The organism is Opitutia bacterium KCR 482 (genome assembly GCA_029269845.2).
Lineage (GTDB): Bacteria > Verrucomicrobiota > Verrucomicrobiia > Opitutales > Intestinicryptomonadaceae > Merdousia.
The window spans coordinates 2,077,817-2,096,645 of the sequence record CP149973.1 but is presented as its reverse complement, the minus strand read 5'-3'; the positions used below and the strand labels follow the sequence as shown (position 1 = coordinate 2,096,645).

General features: G+C 55.9%; 17 protein-coding genes. 11 read left to right on the top strand and 6 right to left on the bottom strand.

Annotation, left to right across the window (positions count from 1 at the left end):
• Positions 1-21: 21 nt before the first annotated feature.
• The 4 genes from P3B99_009060 to lpxD are packed head-to-tail and all read left to right on the top strand — an operon-like array spanning position 22 to position 4,869.
• A complete protein-coding gene (locus tag P3B99_009060; GenBank protein WYJ07344.1) occupies positions 22-519 on the top strand; it encodes an HIT domain-containing protein in 498 nt (165 codons plus the stop codon).
• Positions 516-1,466, top strand: a complete 951-nt coding sequence (locus P3B99_009055; GenBank protein ID WYJ07343.1) for a PhoH family protein — start codon at positions 516-518, stop codon at positions 1,464-1,466. Before P3B99_009060 ends, P3B99_009055 begins: the two co-directional genes overlap by 4 nt.
• Positions 1,460-3,811: an HDIG domain-containing metalloprotein gene (locus tag P3B99_009050; protein ID WYJ07342.1), complete on the top strand. Its 2,352-nt coding sequence runs from the start codon at positions 1,460-1,462 to the stop codon at positions 3,809-3,811. The genes P3B99_009055 and P3B99_009050 overlap by 7 nt, the downstream gene beginning before the upstream one ends.
• Positions 3,808-4,869 carry a UDP-3-O-(3-hydroxymyristoyl)glucosamine N-acyltransferase gene (gene lpxD / locus P3B99_009045; GenBank protein WYJ07341.1) on the top strand — a complete coding sequence of 354 codons (1,062 nt, stop codon included), beginning with the start codon at positions 3,808-3,810 and terminating at the stop codon, positions 4,867-4,869. The genes P3B99_009050 and lpxD overlap by 4 nt, the downstream gene beginning before the upstream one ends.
• A gap of 194 nt (positions 4,870-5,063) precedes the next feature.
• On the opposite strand, the gene P3B99_009040 is transcribed toward lpxD, so the two are convergent.
• Positions 5,064-5,570, bottom strand: a complete 507-nt coding sequence (locus P3B99_009040) for an isoprenylcysteine carboxylmethyltransferase family protein (protein ID WYJ07340.1) — start codon at positions 5,568-5,570, stop codon at positions 5,064-5,066.
• 96 nt (positions 5,571-5,666) lie between these two features.
• On the opposite strand from P3B99_009040, the gene P3B99_009035 reads away from it, so the two are divergent.
• Both P3B99_009035 and P3B99_009030 read left to right on the top strand, forming a co-directional pair.
• The gene (locus tag P3B99_009035; GenBank protein ID WYJ07339.1) at positions 5,667-6,293 is read left to right on the top strand and encodes a hypothetical protein; all 627 of its coding nucleotides are present in this window, start codon (positions 5,667-5,669) and stop codon (positions 6,291-6,293) included.
• Between the two features lie 4 nt (positions 6,294-6,297).
• Positions 6,298-7,590, top strand: coding sequence for an alkaline phosphatase D family protein (locus P3B99_009030; GenBank protein WYJ07338.1), 1,293 nt, complete (start codon positions 6,298-6,300; stop codon positions 7,588-7,590).
• Between the two features lie 821 nt (positions 7,591-8,411).
• Here P3B99_009030 and P3B99_009025 read toward each other — a convergent pair.
• Positions 8,412-9,482, bottom strand: coding sequence for a quinone-dependent dihydroorotate dehydrogenase (locus P3B99_009025; GenBank protein ID WYJ07337.1), 1,071 nt, complete (start codon positions 9,480-9,482; stop codon positions 8,412-8,414).
• Positions 9,483-9,689: 207 nt separating this feature from the next.
• Between P3B99_009025 and P3B99_009020 the strand changes: the two genes are divergently transcribed.
• The 5 genes from P3B99_009020 to P3B99_009000 are packed head-to-tail and all read left to right on the top strand — an operon-like array spanning position 9,690 to position 13,871.
• Positions 9,690-10,124 carry a 23S rRNA (pseudouridine(1915)-N(3))-methyltransferase RlmH gene (locus P3B99_009020; protein ID WYJ07336.1) on the top strand — a complete coding sequence of 145 codons (435 nt, stop codon included), beginning with the start codon at positions 9,690-9,692 and terminating at the stop codon, positions 10,122-10,124.
• Between the two features lies 1 nt (position 10,125).
• Positions 10,126-11,127, top strand: a complete 1,002-nt coding sequence (locus tag P3B99_009015; GenBank protein ID WYJ07335.1) for a hypothetical protein — start codon at positions 10,126-10,128, stop codon at positions 11,125-11,127.
• An 11-nt stretch (positions 11,128-11,138) separates the two neighbouring features.
• Positions 11,139-11,909 carry a (Fe-S)-binding protein gene (locus tag P3B99_009010; GenBank protein ID WYJ07334.1) on the top strand — a complete coding sequence of 257 codons (771 nt, stop codon included), beginning with the start codon at positions 11,139-11,141 and terminating at the stop codon, positions 11,907-11,909.
• On the top strand, positions 11,909-13,282 hold the full coding sequence (locus P3B99_009005; protein ID WYJ07333.1) for a lactate utilization protein B: 1,374 nt from the start codon (positions 11,909-11,911) through the stop codon (positions 13,280-13,282). The genes P3B99_009010 and P3B99_009005 overlap by 1 nt, the downstream gene beginning before the upstream one ends.
• Positions 13,275-13,871, top strand: coding sequence for an LUD domain-containing protein (locus P3B99_009000; GenBank protein ID WYJ07332.1), 597 nt, complete (start codon positions 13,275-13,277; stop codon positions 13,869-13,871). Before P3B99_009005 ends, P3B99_009000 begins: the two co-directional genes overlap by 8 nt.
• A gap of 587 nt (positions 13,872-14,458) precedes the next feature.
• Here P3B99_009000 and pnp read toward each other — a convergent pair.
• From pnp to P3B99_008980, 4 genes are all read right to left on the bottom strand, one after another.
• Positions 14,459-16,606, bottom strand: coding sequence for a polyribonucleotide nucleotidyltransferase (gene pnp / locus P3B99_008995; GenBank protein ID WYJ07331.1), 2,148 nt, complete (start codon positions 16,604-16,606; stop codon positions 14,459-14,461).
• A gap of 163 nt (positions 16,607-16,769) precedes the next feature.
• Positions 16,770-17,042 (bottom strand): 30S ribosomal protein S15, encoded by a 273-nt coding sequence (gene rpsO, locus P3B99_008990; protein ID WYJ07330.1) that lies wholly within the window; start codon positions 17,040-17,042, stop codon positions 16,770-16,772.
• 330 nt (positions 17,043-17,372) lie between these two features.
• Positions 17,373-17,744, bottom strand: a complete 372-nt coding sequence (locus tag P3B99_008985) for a PEP-CTERM sorting domain-containing protein (protein ID WYJ07329.1) — start codon at positions 17,742-17,744, stop codon at positions 17,373-17,375.
• Between the two features lie 115 nt (positions 17,745-17,859).
• On the bottom strand, positions 17,860-18,828 hold the full coding sequence (locus P3B99_008980; protein WYJ07328.1) for an NAD(P)-dependent oxidoreductase: 969 nt from the start codon (positions 18,826-18,828) through the stop codon (positions 17,860-17,862).
• Position 18,829: the final 1 nt, after the last annotated feature.

The window sequence follows — 18,829 nt, the reverse complement described above, 5'->3', positions numbered from 1 at the left end:
GATTAACTAACTGCCTTAAATATGGAAAGACTGCACTCATATTGGAGAATGCCGTATATCGAAGCCCCCAAACCGCGCGACGATTCGGGCAAAAAAGGCGGCAACCCGTTTGTCGAAATGGCGAAGTCGGACGACTTCAAAAAATACCACATTCTCTGGAAGGGCAAATACTCGTTCATAGTAATGAACAAGTTTCCCTACAACTGCGGGCACCTGCTTGTTCTGCCGCTCAGGGAAGTCGGCGATATAGAGCTTCTCGAAGGCGAAGAGAAAGCCGAATTTTTCGACGCAATCATAAAGGCAAAGAAAATCCTGCGGCAGGCGATAAAGCCCGACGCGTTCAACGTGGGCTTCAACCTCGGCTCGAAAGCGGGCGCGGGAATACCGCAGCACCTGCACTGCCACGTTGTTCCGCGCTGGGACGGCGACACGAATTTCATGCCGGTCATCGCCGACACCCGCGTCCTCCCCGAAGCAATGGACTCGCTTTGGGAAAGGCTAATCAAATTCGTCGCATGAAGAAAACCCTCACATTCGAGACGGCGCACAAGCTCGCCGAACTGTACGCAAACAGATACGAAAACCTCGAACTTGCGGAGGAAAAATTCGGCGTGGAGCTCGTCGCGCGCGACGGCTGGCTGACAATCGAGGGCGTCAAGAAAAAGGCGGAGCTTGCCGAAAAATTTTTCGACACAATGTGCGCCGCCCGCAAACAGGGTCTGCGCATAGGCAACAACGACTTCCGCAACATGCTAGACCGCGCCGCGTCGGGAAAAATCGACGACATTATCCGCGTGTTCGATAAGCCGATTATCGTAGACTTAAAGCGCAAGAGCATTGTCCCCAAAAACATAAACCAGAAAAACTACCTAAAAGCCGTTCTCGAAAACGACGTCGTTTTCGGCGTGGGCCCCGCGGGGACGGGCAAGACCTATTTGGCGGTCGCCGCAGCCCTGAAACTTTTGAGGGACAAGCGTGTCGAAAGGGTGGTTCTGACGCGCCCCGCGGTCGAGGCGGGGGAGGCTCTCGGCTTCCTGCCGGGGGATTTGCAGGAGAAGCTGCTGCCCTACCTGCGCCCGCTCTACGACGCAATGAACGACATGCTCGGCGCGGAGGAAACCCTCGCGCTCGTCGAACGGCAGATTGTCGAAATTGCGCCGCTTGCGTACATGCGCGGGCGCACGCTTTCAAACGCGTTTGTAATCCTCGACGAAGCGCAAAACACTTCGCACGAACAAATGATGATGTTTTTGACAAGGCTCGGCGAAAATTCCAAAATGGCGATTACAGGCGACATCACGCAAATCGACCTGCCCCGCAACAAAAAATCGGGGCTTGTCGACGCGCTCGAAACGCTCGACGGCGTGGACGGCGTAAAAATATTCCGCTTCGACGCGGGCGACGTAATCAGACACCCGCTCGTTACGAAAATAGTGGCGGCGTACGACTCTAAAAAACAATGCTAAACAATTTCAAAAATTACAGGGCGGAGCGCGCAAAGCGCAAAATCCTCTCGCAAGACCCCAAGAAGTCGAAATTCAGAAAGCTGAACTTCGCGGCGATTTGCGGCGTGGTGCTTGCCATGTCCGCGCTCGTCTACGGAATCTGCTTCGTAAACAAAGCGCCGACAATTCCGCACATGGTCTCGAAAAGCAAGATGGCGCAGGTGCAGGTAATTTCGCCGTTCGACTTTTCCTACAAAAGCGAAATCCAGACGCAGCTCAACCGCGAGCGCAACGCGGAGAAAATCCCGCCCTACTACAAGACCAACGCGGCGTCGATTGCGGCGGAATCGAACAACATAAAAAAGCTGACGTCGATACTCTCCGAAAACCGCAAAAAATTCGACGGCCTCGACGAAGCCGAAAAAAAGTCGGGCAAATTCTTCGGTGAAATCTCGGCGGAAATCAGGAAAAGCGCAAACATTTCTGTGTCGCCCTACGACATCAAGACAATCTACGAGCGCACCTCGGCGGAAAACATGGCGAGGACTTTCAACCAGACCGCATTCCACCTCGAAAACATTCTGCGCGACGGCATCTACGCCGACGGCGACGCGATTTTCTCGACGAACGCGGGCATGCCGCTCGACCTGCAAGGCGGACTCAACGCATCGGGGCTTCGCGCGGGAGATTCCAACATCTTGGAGATGTTCAAACTCAGAGCCGTGAGCGAGTCCGACGCCCGCAGGGAGTTCCTCGAAAAGGTGAAGACGCTCGGGCTTAGCGAACAGCTCGCCTACGCGCTCTACCGCACGATGAACCAAGCCCTCCGCCCGAACGTCGAATTCGACGAGGAAAACACGAAAAAACGCCGCGACGAAGCCCGAAGCAAAGTAGGCGACGTTATCGTGAAAATCCGCGCGGGCGACACGCTTGTAGACTCAGACACAACACCCTCGCCGCTAATCACCGAAAAAATCAAGGCGTACAAGGCGGAGCTTCAAAAGCGCGGCACGACATCGACGCTCAAAACAAGCTCGGTCGAATTCATTTTCTGCCTGCTGCTGATGACGATGGGCGCGCTGTTTTTGGTAATCAGCAAGACGCAAAAGAACAGGCGTCCGCGCACGATTGCAATTTTCTGCACACTGCTTCTGCTAAACCTCGCGCTCGAACGCACGCTCGTTGAAATGAGCAATGCGGAGTACTTCGACTCGAACACGCCCATGATGCAAATCCTCGCGTACGTCGCCCCGATTATGCTCGGCCCGATTATCCAAGTGCTGCTGTTCGGCTCTTACACGGGCTTCATCATGGCGTTGATGGTGGCGGCTCTAACAACGGCGATGGTCGGCGAAGGCATTATATACTTTGCGATATTTCTGGCGTCGGCGCTCGTCGCAATCTACTTCTGCGCGGGGGCTTCGACCCGCCCGCAGGTGATTTTGGGGGGCGTCATTTACGGGCTGTTCATCGCGGCGATTTCGTTCGTCATAGGCAACTGCGTAGGGCTTTCGATTTCGATTGTTTGGAGGCAGTCGCTCTTGGCGGTAGGCTCCGGCGCGTTGACGGGGCTTGTGGCGCTCGCGGTTCTGCCGCTCGTGGAAAGAATCTTCAACCGGTACTCGAACATAACGCTGCTCGACTACACCGACTTCAACAACCCGCTCCTCCGCCGCCTGCAAATAGAAGCCCCCGGAACATACCACCACAGCGTAATGGTCTCGTATCTTGCGGAGGCGGCGGCGGTCGCCGTCAACGCGAACCCGATGGTCTGCCGCGTAGGCTCGCTCTACCACGACATCGGGAAAATCCAGAAGCCCGAATTTTTCACCGAAAACCAAGGCGGCGGCAAGAACGCCCACGACGAAAAGAATCCGTCGATGAGCGCGTTAATCATCAAAAACCACATTCGCGAGGGCGCGGAAATCGCGAAAATCGCAAAGCTTCCCAAGCAGATTACAGACGCGATTGACCAGCACCACGGCAAGTCGATAGTGTCGTACTTCTACTACAAGGCGCAGGAAATGGCGAAGGCAAACGGAATCAAAGACCCCTTGCAGGCTCTGCGCGACGCGGGAATCGAGGAAAGCACGTACCGCTACGAGGGCACTCTGCCGCAAACAGTGGAAAACGCAATCATCATGATTGCCGACTCGTGCGAGGCGGCGTCGAGGTCGCTCAAACACATCACACAGCACGGAATCGAGGAAAAGGTAAGCTCGATAATCCGCTCGAAAATGACCGACGGGCAGCTCGACGAATGCCCGATTACCGTAAAACAGCTTTCGAAAATCAAGAGCAGCATCGTAGCGACAATGCTGAACATGCTCCACACGAGAGTCGCCTACATCAACGACAAGCAATGAACCAGAAATATCCCATAAAAGAAATCGTCAAGCTCTTCGCAAACCCCGAAATTTCGGGCAATGCGGACGCCGAAATTTCGGGAATCGCAAGCCTCGAAAAGGCGAAGCCGACCGACCTGACTTTCCTCGGCAACAAAAAATACGCCCACGAAGTGCCCACCACAAAGGCGGGCGCGGTTCTCCTGCCCCGCAACTACGACGGCGCGCTCCCCGAAGGCGCGGCAATCGTGCGCGTGGACGACCCGTCGGTAGAGCTTGCCAAGCTCTGCAAAATCGTGGAGGAGGCTCTCTGGCCCAAGCCCAAGGCGGCTATCCACCCGACAGCCGCAATCGACCCCAAGGCGGTTATCGGCAAAAACGTGTTCATAGGCCCCAACGTCTCAATTTGCGAGGGCGCGGTTATCGGCGACGGCGCGGTCTTGCAGGGCAACAACTACGTCGGCAGATTCGCGAAAATCGGCGAAGACTCCTTCCTCTTCCCGACAGCGGTTGTCATGGACTACTGCGAGCTTGGCAAGCGCGTGCGACTGCAACCCGGGGCGGTTATCGGCTCGGACGGCTACGGCTACGTCTTCGTGGACGGCAAACACGTCAAAGTGCCGCAGGTCGGCAAGGTGGTCGTGGAAGACGACGCTGAAATCGGCGCAAACACCTGCATAGACAGGGCGCGTTTCGAAACTACTCTCGTCGGCGCGGGAACGAAAATCGACAACCTCGTTCAGGTTGCCCACAACGTGCAAATCGGCAAGGGCGCGCTGCTGGTCTCGCAGGTCGGAATTTCGGGAAGCACCTCGGTTGGCGACTTCGCCGTGCTCGGCGGACAGGTCGGCGTCGCGGGGCACTTGAAAATCGGCGCGGGCGCGATGATTGGCGGGCAAAGCGGCGTCAACGGCGACATTCCCCCGAAATCGTACATGCGCGGCACGCCTCCCCGCCCCTACCTCAAAGCGCACAAAATCGAAATTCTCGTGGGGCACCTCCCCGAACTTTACGACAGAGTCAAGGACGTCGAAAAACATCTCGGAATCGAGAAAAAAACTTTCGGCACAAACAAATAGCCGCGCGGAAATTCCGCCCACGCGCGGGCGCATCGGGAAGGCGGCAAAGCGCGGACGCCCGAACGCATCGGCGCGAGCGCGAAAACACCCCGCATCACAAACAGATACGGGGTATTTTTTTGCAATGTTTTTCATCGCAGCGGAAAATTCCGCGCTTCACGCGCGTGGAGCGCGGATTTCCGCAAAGCCGGCCGCTACGGCAGAATCGACGGCTTCCACGGCGTGGAGCGCGGAAACCAGCGCGGAACGTTTCTGTAATACTCCAAGTAGCCGTGCCCGAAACGCGCCGCAAGCGACGGCTCTTCGACGCGCTTCAAGTAAAAATGCTCGGCAATCAAAAACAGGACTCCCCACGCGCCGACCCACAGCGAGCCGAACAAAAACGCCTCGCCCGCGATTATCATGAAAACGCCAAGCGGCATGGGGTTGCGGACGTATGCAAACGGCCCCGAAACGACGAGATCGGGCGAGTCGCGGAACAGCGTAGATTTTCCGAAGTGCGGCGACCGCGCGAACAGAATGCCTACCGCCGCGCAAAACGACGCCCCTATTACAATCAACGCCAATCCCAAATACAGCCGCGCGTCGTCGAGCGACGCCGCCGAAAACCGCGTGAACGACAGTATCGTAAGCGGTACGAGCGCAACCCACGCGAAGGGCGCGAACATCGCAATTTTTACGGTTTTCGACAATATTTTCACTACACCCCGACATCGTAAAATCCGAATAATTCATTAGCCGCAATTCCTCAAAAAAGCTTGAAAACGCGGCGCATTTGGCAAAATATCGCACATTCAATGGACGAATTCTACGCAGACGACTTTTCCGACAATTTCAATCCCAAAGGCTGGACTGAAAAAGACTGGTTTTTGTATCTGAAAAAATCGGAGGCCGAAATCGCGCGCTTCGCTGGAATCTACACCGTCAACAGGCTGCGCGGCCGCTCCCTCGAAGAAATCTGCACAATCGCGGGCTGGCCGCTCCCGAAGTACGGCGAAAGCCTCGACGAGTCCGAGGAGATGGACGCCGAATTTTCCGAAGAGCCGTGGACGCTCCTCAACCACCCAATCTACATCATCACGCGCGGCCTCCTCAAATGCCTGCGCGAGCACTTCGGCAGGGTCGTGGACGAAACGCAAATCTCGCCGACGCTCGTCTGGGACATTTCAAAAATCCTCACCGAAGCCGAAACTTTCATGGCTCTCGCCGCAAATTCGACCGACCTCGCCGAAGACCTCCTCGCCCGCTGCAACTACAAAATGTCGGCGGTAAAGCTCAACGAAATCATGGCGAAAATGGGCGAAATTCCGGAGCCGAAATCGGAGCAGGGACGCGAGAGAATCAGGAGAATAGGCAACATAATTTTCGACCTCCGCGAAGTCTGCCTGAACATGGCCGAAACCTCCGCGGTCGGCAACAAGTAATTTTATGAAAACAACCGCAACGACCTCCATTCTGCTCGCCGCGGCGATTTGCGCCCACGCCGAAATCTCCACAATGGCGGGCTTCGCCGACGTCCGCGAAGCCGCCGTCTGGGCGCGTTTCGACACGCCCGCCGCAAACGCTTCGGCGCAATTCTTCGAATCGAAAAATCCCGAAAAAAAGTTCGACGCGAAAATCCTGCCGATTGGCGGTGCGCAGAACCCCGCGGTCGCGAAAATCGCGCTTGAAGGGCTGTCCCCCTCGACGGAGTACACTTATGTTGTCTCCGACGGCAAAAGCTCTTCGGCGGGAAAAATCGCCACAGCTCCCGACTACAAGGGACGCACGCCCCCGCCCGACTTCTCTTTTGTCGTGCTCGGAGCAAACCACGTCAACGATCCCAAGTTCGACGAGCCTTTCAGAACCCCCGGCGGCGATTTCGAAATTCTCGACGCCGCGAAGAACAAGTCGCCCGCGTTCGCGCTTTGGGTAGGCGCGCAGAACGTTTACAGGCATGCCGACTCCGCCTCGCGCTTTGCCATGGCGTCGCGGCTTGCCGATTTCCGCGCGTTCAAGCCCGCCCGCGCCCTGCTGAACTCGCAGGCGAACTACGGCGTTTTAGGCGCGAACACGCTTGCCGACTCCTCCGTTGCGGGCGCGAAAAACCACATCGACGTTTTCGGCGAATTTTGGTGCAACCCGCAAGCCGCCGAAAGCTCCTCCCGCGCGTACTCGTTCTCCTATGCCGACGCCGACTTCTTCGTTCTCGACGACTTCTCGAACAGTTCGAACCTCGACTACAAAAACGACCGCCCCGTAAGGCTCGGCGACGCGCAGATGCGCTGGCTTTTCTCCGCCCTGCTCAACTCCAAGGCGACTTTCAAATTCATTGTGATGAACACACCTGTCGCAAACCCCGTGGAAAGCCCCGAAAATTTCACGTTTGCGAGCCGCGAGCGCAACGCCCTCTTGGCGTTCCTCTCCGACAAGAAGATAGAGGGTGTCATCGTGCTTTCCGCAAAAAAAGGTTATGCCGAAATCACGCGTTTCATTCGCGCTGGCGCGTACCCTGTTTTCGAGCTTTCCGCCGGCCCGCTAACCGACCGCCCCGCCAAGGAAATTACCGAGATGAACTATTTCAGGGTCCCCGGAAGTTCCGTTAAAGCCCGCTCCTTTGCTCAGGTGAAAATTGAAGGCGCCGAGAACAACCGCGCCGCAACCCTCTCTTTCTTCGACTCCAAAGGCGAGCGTCTCTTCGAAACCACTATAAAGCATTCCGACCTCAAAAAATTCGACTGACGCGAGCCGCGTCGGGCGCGAGCCGCGCCGGTCGGGTCTCGGGGGCTTCGCCCCCAGGGGTGGATTTCGCTTTGCAAAATTCTCCACCCGCTCCCCGCAAGGCTGGGCGCAAGGTGCACCAGTCGTCGGAACTTCGTTCCTCGTAGTGATTAAGCGGCGCGGGTATACCCGCGCCTTTTCTGTATTAGTCCGTATTGGCTTCGCCAATTACTGGCGTTGAAAAATCTTTTTGGTTTGCGAGAAACAAATTAAAATAGACGCGCTTTGCGCGGATAAAAATAAAAAAGCGGAAATCCCAAAACACAGATTCTCCGCTTACCAATCAACCCAGCTTTTCTCCCAGCGCATTCTAAAAATCTTCCGCGCCGTGCGCTCATTTGTTAGGGGCGTCAAAATGCCCCTATAAGAGTGGCTTTGCGAGTGGCTCAGGGTGCGTGGCGTACTGACGTACGCGAGCAGTCTGAGACACTCGCGAAACGCTCTATTTAACTTTTCTCCCAGCACAACTTAAAATCTTCCGCGCCATGCGCTCACTTGTTAGGCGCGTCAAAGTGCCAGTATAAGGGCGGCTTTGCGAGTGGCTCAGGGTGCGTGGCGTACTAACGTACGCGAGCAGTCTGAGACACTCGCGAAACGCTCTATTTAACTTTTCTCCCAGCACAACTTAAAATCTTCCGCGCCATGCGCTCATTTGTTAGGCGCGTCAAAGTGCCAGTATAAGGGCGGCTTTGCGCACGGCACAGGGCGCGTAGCATACTTGGCGTATGTAAGCGGTCTGGGACGTGCGCGAAACGCCCTTAGACTGGTGCTTTCACGCGCCGTCAGAGCCAGTTGCAATCCCGCCACAGCAGTGATTTCGCGAGGGAACGCGCATAGAACGGCCCTCTGTAAATCATTCCCGTATAGATTTGAACAAGACTTGCCCCCGCGTTCATCATGCGTCCCGCCCTGTCGGCGTTGGTAATGCCGCCCACGCCGATAATCGGCAGTTTTCCGTCGGTCGCCTGCGAGATGTATTTCACGATTTCGAGCGACTTCTCGAAAAGCGGCGCGCCGCTCATGCCGCCGTTCTTTTCCATTTGCGGGTAGGCGTCGCGGTTGATTGTCGTGTTCGTGGCGCAAATGCCGTCGAGCTTCAACTCGAAGAGCACGGAGAGGATTGAGTCGATTTCCGCAAAGGTCAAATCGGGCGCGATTTTCAGAATTATCGGGATTCGCGGAACGCCGAGTTTTTTGGAACGGTCTATGTTCGCCGAATTTACCGTGCCCAAGAGGTTGGGCAGAAATTCCCTGCCCTGCAATTTGCGGAGTTCGGGAGTGTTCGGGCTGCTGACGTTGATTACAAAGAAGTCGGCATAGTCGGCAAGGGCGTTGAAGCTGAAAAGGTAGTCTTCCGCCGCCTCTTCGAGGGGGGTGATTTTCGACTTCCCGATATTTACGCCGAGCGGGCATTTTTTCGTCAGCGAGCGGTTGCCGTCGAGAACCGATGCGAGCCTTTTGGAGATTTCCTCCGCGCCGTCGTTCGGAAATCCGCACGAGTTTACGACCGCCTCGGCGAAGGGGTAGCGGAACATGCGCGGCTTGGGGTTCCCCGCCTGTTTGAGTTTCGAGACCGTGCCGATTTCGACGTGTCCGAAGCCGAATGCGGGCGCGGCGCGCCAGACGTACGCGTCTTTGTCGAAGCCCGCGGCAAGCCCGACGCGGTTGGGAAATTCAAGCCCGAAAACCTTTACGGGTTTTTGCGTTTTGACGAGGTTGAGGTATTCCATCGCCATTCTCAGCGGGGGAACTGCGGAGACAACCTGCATGGCTTTGAGTGCCATATCGTGGGCAAATTCGGGATTCTGCGAAAACAGAATCGGCCTCATGATTTTTTCGTAAAAAACGTCCATAGTAAAAAAAATACGACTACGTTTTAGTTCGGCTCAAAATTTTCGCAAGCAATATCGGCGGCAAAAAAAACGCGCCGACGCCCCGCGCCTATATTCTTGACCTCCCCCGTCCGCGCGGAATATAAAAAGACGAAAAATCGACGCATTGAAACAGGCAGAAAACAGAAACGGAAACGCAGCCCCGACGCGCGGCGGAAGGAGCGCGGCATGCTGAAACTCGTGGTTGTAGGCAAAGTGAAAAACCGCGCGCTTGCGGAAATCTGCGCCGACTTCGCCGACAGGCTCAAACGCTTCGGCGGAATCGAAATTGCGGAGTTAAAAGACTCGACACCGGAGCGCGAATGTGAAAAAATCTTGGAATCCTTGAAAAATTTTCGTGGAAAAGTCTATGTAATGTCGGAAGAGGGAAAAACGTTCACGTCGCGCGGCTTTTCGAAACGGCTTGAAGACGACGAGCTGGCGGGCGGAAGCGCGTTCGTAATCGGCAGCGCGTACGGGCTTGCCGACGAGGTGAAAAAACGCGCCGACGTGCTGATGTCGATGTCGCCGATGACGTTCACGCACGAATTCGCGCGGGCGATTCTTCTCGAACAAATTTACAGGGCAAAAACAATCACGGCAAAAACGGGATACCACCACTAAAATGAAAAAAATACTTTCGATAATTTCGGCATGCGCCGCGTTGCAGGCGGCGTTTGCGGCAACCCCGACGGGCTTTGCGCTCGAAGACGTCGGCGAAACGAAGGGCGGCGGGGCGAAGTTCCTCGACGCATACGCGGTTCTCTGGAAAGCCGACGACGCCGACGCGGTCAAAGCCGCGGCAAAGGCGTGCCTCGACGCGCCCGCGGTCTCTAAGCAAAAGGACGCCGCCCGCGCCGCAAAATTCCTGAAAGCCTCGCGCCTTGCAAAGGCGGACTTCGACAGCGCGGCGGTCGCCGTCGCGGGGAAGCTCCGCATTCTCGTTTTCGCGATGCCGAAAGGCTCGCGCCTCCGCGCGGGAATGAACGTAATGGTTTTCGAGAAATCCGCCGACGGCAAATACCTCTGGAACGCGTCGTTCAACGACCCGCTTCTCGCCCTGCTCGGCACGTCCGACTTCGCCAACGCGCGGGAAATCAAGCCCGCCGCGCTTTCCGAAAAGGACGCCAAGACGCTCGAAAAGTTGGAGGCGAAAAAGCTGCCGTTTCTGCAATTCAAAAACGGCGCGCTGCTTTCAATGGACGAAGCCGACGGCGTAAACGAAACGGCGGAGGCAAAATTCTACCACAACGCGCAGGACGTGTTCTACTCTTGGAAGCTCGACGAATACGGAAATTTCATGACGCCCGCAAGCCGCGCAAAATTCGAGTCGCAATTCAAGAGCATGCCCGAAGCCGAACGCAGGGCGACGCTCGGCGAATACTTCAAGTGGGGCAAGAAATACCGCAAAATCATGGACGCCGGCGCGCTGAAACTCGTGCTGTTCTCGCGCCACAAGGAGGGAGCCGCGCCCTACAACGACATCGCGTACCTGCGCAAATCGGCGGACGGGAAGCTCGCAATAGAACGCTTCGGCGCGGACAAAACGCCCCTCGACTTTTTCCTCTCTAAATACATCTACCCTAACGGCCGCGATTACGCCGCGGAAATAGCGAAAAAATATTAGAAGAAAACGAAATGTACACACCTCCATCTGACAGAATCAGGGGCGGGCGCGTGAACTTCATGGCGACCTGCCTGTGCGATTCGATTTTCGCCGACGCCGCGCAATGCGCGGTTTCGGTTCTCCGAAAATTCGGTGCGGAAGTCGAACTCCCGAAAAACCAGACTTGCTGCGGACAGCCCGCCTTCAACAGCGGCGACTTCGCAAGCGCGCGCAAGGTAATTGCAAGCACAATCAGGGCGTTTTCCGAAAACGACTACCCGATTGTAGTGCCCAGCGCGTCGTGCGCGGCAATGCTGTTCCACTCGGCGAAAATCGCCTTCCGCGACGAACCGCAGGCGGAGCGCGACGCGGTAGACGCCTTCGCGAAACGCGTGTGGGAATTTTGCGACTACCTCGTAAACGCGCTCGGCGTCGAAAAAATCGGCGGACATCTCGACGCGAAAATCGCGTTGCACAATTCGTGCCACGGGCGCGGCAGCGGCACGCCCGCCGCGCTCCGCAAGCTGCTTGAATCGATAGACGGGGTGAAAATTCTCGACTTCGAAAATTCCGACTCATGCTGCGGATTCGGCGGAACGTTCTCCGTGGTGTTCCCGCAAATTTCGTCCGAAATGGGGCTTGCGAAAGTGCGGGCAATCGGCGCGGCAAATCCCGACCTCGTGGTGGCGGCGGATACGTCGTGCCTGCTCCATCAAAAGGGAATCGCCGACAGAAACAACATCAAATACCCCGCCCGACACGCGGCGCAGGTCTTTGTACAGGCGATGGGAGGAAACGAATAATGGCCCTCCAACCCATAGACAAATTCTGCGAAACGCTCGACCCGGTGGTCAAAAACGCGGTGATGCTTGCAAGCGTGGGAAGCACGGTCGCGAGGGAGAAAATCCTCAACGCGGCGTACCCCGAAGAGGGCAAAACAGAATATCTGCGCGAGCTTGCAAACAAAATAAAGTCGCTCAAGCCCTCCGAAAATCTCGAAAAGGCGGTGGCGTCGCTCGAAGCAAACGGCGTCAAAGTGCTCTTCGCAAAAGACGCGGAGGAGGCGCGAAACATTATCCTCGGCATTCTCAGGGAAAAGAACGCAAAGAACGTCGTCAAAGTGAAATCAATGACGACGGAGGAAATCGAACTCAATGCGTTCCTTGAAAAGAACGGCGTGGAGGCGGTCGAAACCGACCTCGGCGAGCTGATTATCCAAATCGACGGCGAAAGACCCTCGCACATCGTAAAGCCCGCAATCCACAGACGGCGCGACGACATCGCAAAGTCTTTCGAAAAACACAACATCGCCCCCTACGACGACGAGCCGACACACATCACGCTCAACGCCAGAAAATACCTCCGCAAAAAATATTTCAATGCGGACGTCGTCATAAGCGGCGCAAACTACGTCCTCGCAAAAGAGGGCGCGATTGTGCTTGCAACAAACGAAGGCAATTCAAGATTCTCGATGGCGGGAGCAAAAACGCATATTGCAATAGCGGGCTTCGAAAAGGTTATACCGTCGGCGCGGGAACTCTCGGTGTTCCTCAACCTGCTCGCAAGGAGCGCGACGGGACAGCATAGCACGGTGTATACCGACTTCGTCGCGGGCGCGGGCAGCGCGAAAAACAGCCCGTCCGAAATGTACGTCGTGTTCCTCGACAACGGCAGAAGCAAAATCCTCGGAAGCGAATTCGCCGACATTCTCAAATGCATGCGCTGCGGCGCGTGCATGAACCGCTGCCCCGTGTTCAGACTCGTCGGCGGACACGCATACCGCGCAGTCTACCCGGGGCCGCTGGGAATCGTGCTTTCGCCGCTGCTTGCAAAAGACCCGTCGAAATACGCAGACCTCCCCAAAGCGTGCTCGCTCTGCGGCGCATGCGCGGACGTCTGCCCCGCGAAAATCCCCCTGCCCGACCTCATTCTGAAAATGCGCGACAAAATGAAGCGCGAAAAGATGAAAGTGGCAAACGACATCAACTTCAAGGGCTGGGCGGTGCTGGCGTCGTCGCCGAAACTGTGGCGGACGGTCATGCCGCTCAACAAACTCGCCAACCTGATTCCGCTCGATTTGTTCAAGGTCGGGCCGCTCGGCAGGTGGCTTAAAACACGCACTCTCCCGAAATTCAAGGGAGGCAATTTCAGAAAATGGTTCTCTAAAAATGGATAAAAACGCTTTTATAAACACGGTAAAAGACGCGGAAAAATCGCGCCCGAAAGCCGAACTTCCCAAGTTTTCGAAGGAGGACACGGTGTCGAACCCCGCAATCGCGGGAACGCCGAAAGAGGCGTTTGTGCGGAACTTTCTGGCAAGCCACGGAAACGTGGTCGAAAGCGCGGAAGCGCTGGTTGCATTCCTCAAAGACAAGGGCTGTAAACGGGGAGTCGCCGACGCAAAAATCGACAATACATTCGGACTGGAAAACTTCTTCAAACTCGACAGGGAGTTCGACCGCAACAACCCCGACGAATACGACTTCGGAATCAGCAAAGCGTCGATGGCAATAGCCGAAAGCGGCGCAATAGTGCTAAAAGACAAGGATACCGCCGACAGACTCGATACAATCGCGCCGTGGATACACGTCGCAGTGCTGAAAGAAAGCGATATCGAACAAACGATATACGACGCGCTCGAAAAGACGGTGGATTGCCCCTACGCAATATACGTCGCCGCCCCGTCAAAAACGACCGACGTCGAGGGAGTGCTCGTGGAGGGCGTGCACGGCCCAGGCTGCCAAGTCTGCCTGATTGTAAAATAACAAACCACACACAAAACGGAAAGCAAAACGCTTTCCGTTTTTTTGCATATATGACCTGAAAAATAAAAAGAAGCCACCTGCACAGACACAACTCTTCACTCCGTCAGGTATCCTAAAAAAAACCAAAAATCTACCGCGCGATGAAATCGCGCACTAAAATAAATAAACCCTCGGCAATCCGCCAACTTCCCAGCGCGGTTCTGCCCAATTTACATACACACTCGCCCCAAAACTTTTCCCGCGAGGTATCCTAAAAAACAAAACCTAAAAATAAAAACCCCAGCCCCCTACTTCACTCCGTCAGGCTACCTAAAAAAACAAAAAAATCCCTGCCCGCAACTTCCTCCGTCAGGTATCCTAAAAAAAACCCAAAATCTACCGCGCGATGAAATCGCGCACTAAAATTAAAAAACCTCGGCAATCCGCAAATATCCCTGCGCGGTTCTGCGAGGTACGGTTTGCTTCCGTAGGAGAGGCACACGGAGAAAAAGGAAGGGGGCTGTACTTACGTACTGCCCCCTTTCGTTTTCGAGTATGACTCTGCTACGGAACAAACAAGTCCCGCAGGTTCGCGCTACCTACTCGCGCTACCTTGCACGCTGTTCGTAGGGTATACCTTGCTGCTCGCAGAGCGCCGCGCGGCGCGAAAGCTTTACGCGGCCCTTGTCGTCAATGCCAATGCACTTGACAATGATTTCGTCGCCAAGCTTGCAAACGTCCTCGGTCTTGTTTACGCGGAAGTCCGCCAACTCGGAGATGTGCACAAGACCCTCCTTGCCGGGGAGACATTCGACAAACGCGCCGAATTCCTTGATGGAACGCACAATGCCGCGGTATGTCTTGCCGACTTCGATTTCGCCCGTTACAAGCTCGATTTCGGAAACAGCCCTGTTCATGGAGTCCGCGCTGGTTGCGTAGACGAGAACGCGTCCGGGATTGTCGTCGTCGACGTCGATTTGCGCACCGGAAACTTCGACTATGCGGCGAATGTTCTTGCCTCCGGGGCCGATGAGCATGCCGATTTTGTCGGGGTCGATTTGAAGAGACTTGATGCGGGGCGCGGTGGGTTTCAGCTCGGCGTTCGGCTTTTCGATTTCCGCCTTCATAATGTCGAGAATCTGCATTCTGGTGTCGCGGTTGCGGTAGATTGCCTCCTTTGCGATGTCCATGGGCAGACCCTGAATTTTGAGGTCGAGTTGGAAGCCCGTGATGCCGTTCTTTGTGCCGCAGATTTTGAAGTCCATGTCGCCGAAATGGTCTTCCGCGCCGATGATGTCGGTGAGAACGACGTGCTTGAGCAGCTTGCCGTTTTCGTCGAAGCGCGTTACCAAGCCGCAGCTGATGCCAGCGACGGGGGTTTCAATCGGAACGCCCGCGTCCATGAGGCTAAGGCAGCCGCCGCAGACGGAAGCCATGGAGGTCGAACCGTTCGACTCCATGATTTCGGAAACGACGCGGATTGCGTAGGGGAATTCGTCCTCCGAGGGTAGAACGGGCAGAAGCGAGCGTTCCGCCAGCGCGCCGTGCCCGATTTCGCGGCGTCCGGGAGTGCCGAAGCGGCCCGTTTCGCCGACCGAGTAAGGCGGGAAGTTGTAGTGCAGAATGAACGACTTTTGCTTTGTGCCTCCCGTGAGTCCGTCAAGCTCCTGAAAGTCCTTGCTCGTGCCGAGGGTGGTCATGACGAGAGCCTGAGTTTCGCCGCGGGTGAAAATCGCGCTTCCGTGAACGCGGGGCAAAACGTTGGTCTTGCACCAAATGGGGCGGAGGTCGGTGTAGGAGCGGCCGTCGCAACGCTTGCCCGCGTCGAGAATGTTTTCGCGGTAGACTTCCTCTTGGAGAACTTCAAACGCCATTTTGATTTGCGCCATGTCGAATTCCTCTTCGCCGATTTTCGCCTTGACGGCTTCGGCGGTTTCGTTCATGAGCGCGTCGACGTCTGCCTGACGCTTGAGCTTGTTGTCCTGGAAGACGGCTTCGAGCAGTCTGCCGCCGACAAATTCCTTGCACATGTCGAGAATTTCGGGCTTGCAGACGATGAGCGGAAATTCCTTTTTCTGCTTGCCGCAGAGCTTTGCAAGCTCCTTTTGCGCGTCGATAATCTTCTGGATTTCCTTCTGCGCAAATTCGAGGGCTTCGACAAAGCGGTCAACGGGAATCTGTTCCGCCGAACCTTCAATCATCATCATTTCGCGCTCGTTGCCGACGTAGATGAGGTCGAGGGTAGAGTCGAGCATTTGCTCGTGCGTGGGGTTTACGACGAACTGGCCGTCGATTTCGCCGAGACGGATACAGCCGACGGGGCCGTTCCACGGAATGTCGGAAATGAGCATTGCGGCCGACGCGCCGTTTACCATGAGAATGTCGGGCTCGTTAACCATGTCGGCGGAGAGGAGCAGACCGATAACCTGAACTTCGTTCATGAAGCCCTTGGGGAAGAGCGGGCGAAGCGGACGGTCGCAAAGGCGCGAAGTGAGGATTTCCTTTTCGCTCGGACGGCCTTCGCGCTTGAAGTAGCCGCCGGGGAATTTGCCCGCCGCCGAGAAAGTTTCGCGGTAATCGACGGTAAGGGGAAAGAAGTCCTGCCCGTCGCGGAGCGCGCCTGCGGCGGTCGCGTTGACGAGGAGCGTCGTTTCTCCCAAGCTGATTGTGACGGAACCGTTCGCCTGTTTTGCGATTGTTCCCGTCGAGATTGTTATGCCGAGGTCTTTAACCTCTACGCTGTATTTCTGTTCCATTATGTATCTTTCTTATTATTGCCGCGAACGGGTCGGACGTTCAGAGCCGGCGGAGTTCAAAACGGGGAGGCCCCCCCGAAAGGCGTTAAACAAAGACGGGGCAAGCGGTAGAAACGAACTTGCCCCGTCGGATAAAAAACTTAATTTGCAAAACCGCGCAACATTATTTGCGGAGTTTGAGACGCTGGATTATGCTGTTGTAGCGGTCGAGCGAGTGCTTTTTGAGGTAGTCGAGAAGCTTTCTGCGGCGGCTCGTCATAGCGATAAGGCCGCGGCGCGAGTGGAAGTCTTTCTTGTTTGTGGCAAGGTGCGCGGTGAGGTGCGCGATGCGCGCGCTCAGAATCGCGATTTGCACTTCGCAGGAGCCCGTGTCTTTTTCGTCGAGACGGTATTCCTTGATTATCGACGCTTTGTCTACTGTATTGTGGTCTGACATATTTGTTTCTTTCTATTGTTCGCAATTTTTCGGGGGCTTGCTGTCGAAGCCCGCGTTCGCGGCACGTCGCCGAAAAACGCCGTTGAACCCTTTGTTCGAGGGAATTGCGGAACGGTTTGCGATTTGACCAACCTAAGCCCGACACTTTTAACAGAGAAAAAAATCTCCACAAAAAGCCCGAACCACCAATCAAACGCGCCCCACTCTGACGCCAATTCTCAAACAGAATGTAGATAAACTTCAGCCTGACAAGCTTTTTCTTCAAAAAAAACAGACGCAAGGCGCAAAAAAAGGAGCTTGAATAAGCCCCTTTTTTTTCGTGAAGGCGTTTTAGCGTCTTCTGCGGCAGACCGCAAAGCCCAAGGCGAGCGCGCCGAAAACCGCCGCCCATTCGGCGGGTTCGGGAATCGCTGTCGAGAGGTATTTGCCGCCGACGCCGTCAACAAGCTTCATGGCGATAATGTCGCCGTTTTTGTCGAGGAACGAGAAATTCTGCCTCTTCACTTGCGTGCCTTGGGTATACGATACGCTCAAAACGCCGTCGTCGGAAATGTCGTACGCTGTAATTGCCGAATCGGCGAGAAAAATGCTGTTGGAAACAAAGTCGTTCAAAACAACCGCTGTTGGAGCGGCGGTATCGGCAATATTTTCGTGCACATACCAGCTGGCGACGGTAAGCACTGCGGAGGAAGCAATGCTCAAATTCGCGCTGGCCGTCTTTCGAAAGTCGAGAACGAAAGTCTGCGAAACATTCAATTCGGCACGAGCCGCTCCCCCCTATTCCGAATTGTCCGCGTCCGTCCGCTCCGAACGGCGTCTACGGATTAACTACGTTTACGGGCTTTCCCGCAACCCACGCGGCAAGATTGTCGCGCGCGATTTTTATCAGACGCTTTCTGGCGGCAAACTTTGTCCACGCCGTGTGCGGCGTAATGCGGCAGTTGGGCGCGCCTATGAGCGGATTCGACGACGGCGGAGGCTCGGACGACAGCACGTCAACGCCCGCCGCGCCGATTTTCCCGCTTTTGAGGGCGTCGGCGAGAGCCTGCTCGTCGACAAGCCCGCCGCGCCCCGTGTTGATAATCCACGCGCCGTCCTTCATTTTTGCGATGTTTTCTGCGTTTATTATGCGGTCGGTGGAGGCGTTGAGCGGGCAGTTCAGGCTCACGATGTCGGATTTTCCGAAGATGTCGTCGAGGCTTGCGAACGTCGCGTTTGCGTCGGAATCGCCGACTTTAAGGCGCGGCGTGTAGGCGAGCGCGGACATGCCGAACGCCTTTGCAATCCGCGCTACGGCTTTCCCTATCGCGCCGTAGCCGATTATGCCGATTGTAAGCCCCGCAAGCTCGGTGAGGCTGCCGAGGCAGAAGAAAACGTCTTTCGAGCTTGTCCACTCGCCGCGGCAGACCGCCTGCGCGTGGAGTTCGGTCATTTCGGCAATGTTCAAGATGTGGGCGAAGACCGACTGCGCCACGCTGTCGGTGCTGTACGCGGGAATATTCGTGATGTCGATGCCGCGCTCGCGGGCGGCTTTCAAATCGACGTTGTTGTAGCCCGTGGCGAGCACGCCGACGTATTTGAGGTTCGGCAGTTTTGCAAAATGCTCCGCGTTCAGAACGACCTTGTTGGTAAGCACGGCGTCGGCGTCGGCGCAGCGTTCGAGGACGAGCGCGGGCGGGGTTCTGTCGTAGGCGGAGACTTCGGCGATGGCGTCGAGAGAATGCCAGTCGAGGTCGTCGCGCACGCTTGTGAATCCGTCGAGAATTGCAATTTTTTTAATTTTCATA

What these genes read in the sequence shown, in the direction of transcription:
- P3B99_009060 (WYJ07344.1), top strand. Translation starts at nt 22, where the DNA reads ATGGAAAGACTGCACTCATATTGGAGAATGCCGTATATCGAAGCCCCC.
- P3B99_009055 (WYJ07343.1), top strand. Translation starts at nt 516, where the DNA reads ATGAAGAAAACCCTCACATTCGAGACGGCGCACAAGCTCGCCGAACTG.
- P3B99_009050 (WYJ07342.1), top strand. Translation starts at nt 1,460, where the DNA reads ATGCTAAACAATTTCAAAAATTACAGGGCGGAGCGCGCAAAGCGCAAA.
- lpxD (WYJ07341.1), top strand. Translation starts at nt 3,808, where the DNA reads ATGAACCAGAAATATCCCATAAAAGAAATCGTCAAGCTCTTCGCAAAC.
- P3B99_009035 (WYJ07339.1), top strand. Translation starts at nt 5,667, where the DNA reads ATGGACGAATTCTACGCAGACGACTTTTCCGACAATTTCAATCCCAAA.
- P3B99_009030 (WYJ07338.1), top strand. Translation starts at nt 6,298, where the DNA reads ATGAAAACAACCGCAACGACCTCCATTCTGCTCGCCGCGGCGATTTGC.
- P3B99_009025 (WYJ07337.1), bottom strand. Translation starts at nt 9,482, where the DNA reads ATGGACGTTTTTTACGAAAAAATCATGAGGCCGATTCTGTTTTCGCAG.
- P3B99_009020 (WYJ07336.1), top strand. Translation starts at nt 9,690, where the DNA reads ATGCTGAAACTCGTGGTTGTAGGCAAAGTGAAAAACCGCGCGCTTGCG.
- P3B99_009015 (WYJ07335.1), top strand. Translation starts at nt 10,126, where the DNA reads ATGAAAAAAATACTTTCGATAATTTCGGCATGCGCCGCGTTGCAGGCG.
- P3B99_009010 (WYJ07334.1), top strand. Translation starts at nt 11,139, where the DNA reads ATGTACACACCTCCATCTGACAGAATCAGGGGCGGGCGCGTGAACTTC.
- P3B99_009005 (WYJ07333.1), top strand. Translation starts at nt 11,909, where the DNA reads ATGGCCCTCCAACCCATAGACAAATTCTGCGAAACGCTCGACCCGGTG.
- P3B99_009000 (WYJ07332.1), top strand. Translation starts at nt 13,275, where the DNA reads ATGGATAAAAACGCTTTTATAAACACGGTAAAAGACGCGGAAAAATCG.
- pnp (WYJ07331.1), bottom strand. Translation starts at nt 16,606, where the DNA reads ATGGAACAGAAATACAGCGTAGAGGTTAAAGACCTCGGCATAACAATC.
- rpsO (WYJ07330.1), bottom strand. Translation starts at nt 17,042, where the DNA reads ATGTCAGACCACAATACAGTAGACAAAGCGTCGATAATCAAGGAATAC.
- P3B99_008980 (WYJ07328.1), bottom strand. Translation starts at nt 18,828, where the DNA reads ATGAAAATTAAAAAAATTGCAATTCTCGACGGATTCACAAGCGTGCGC.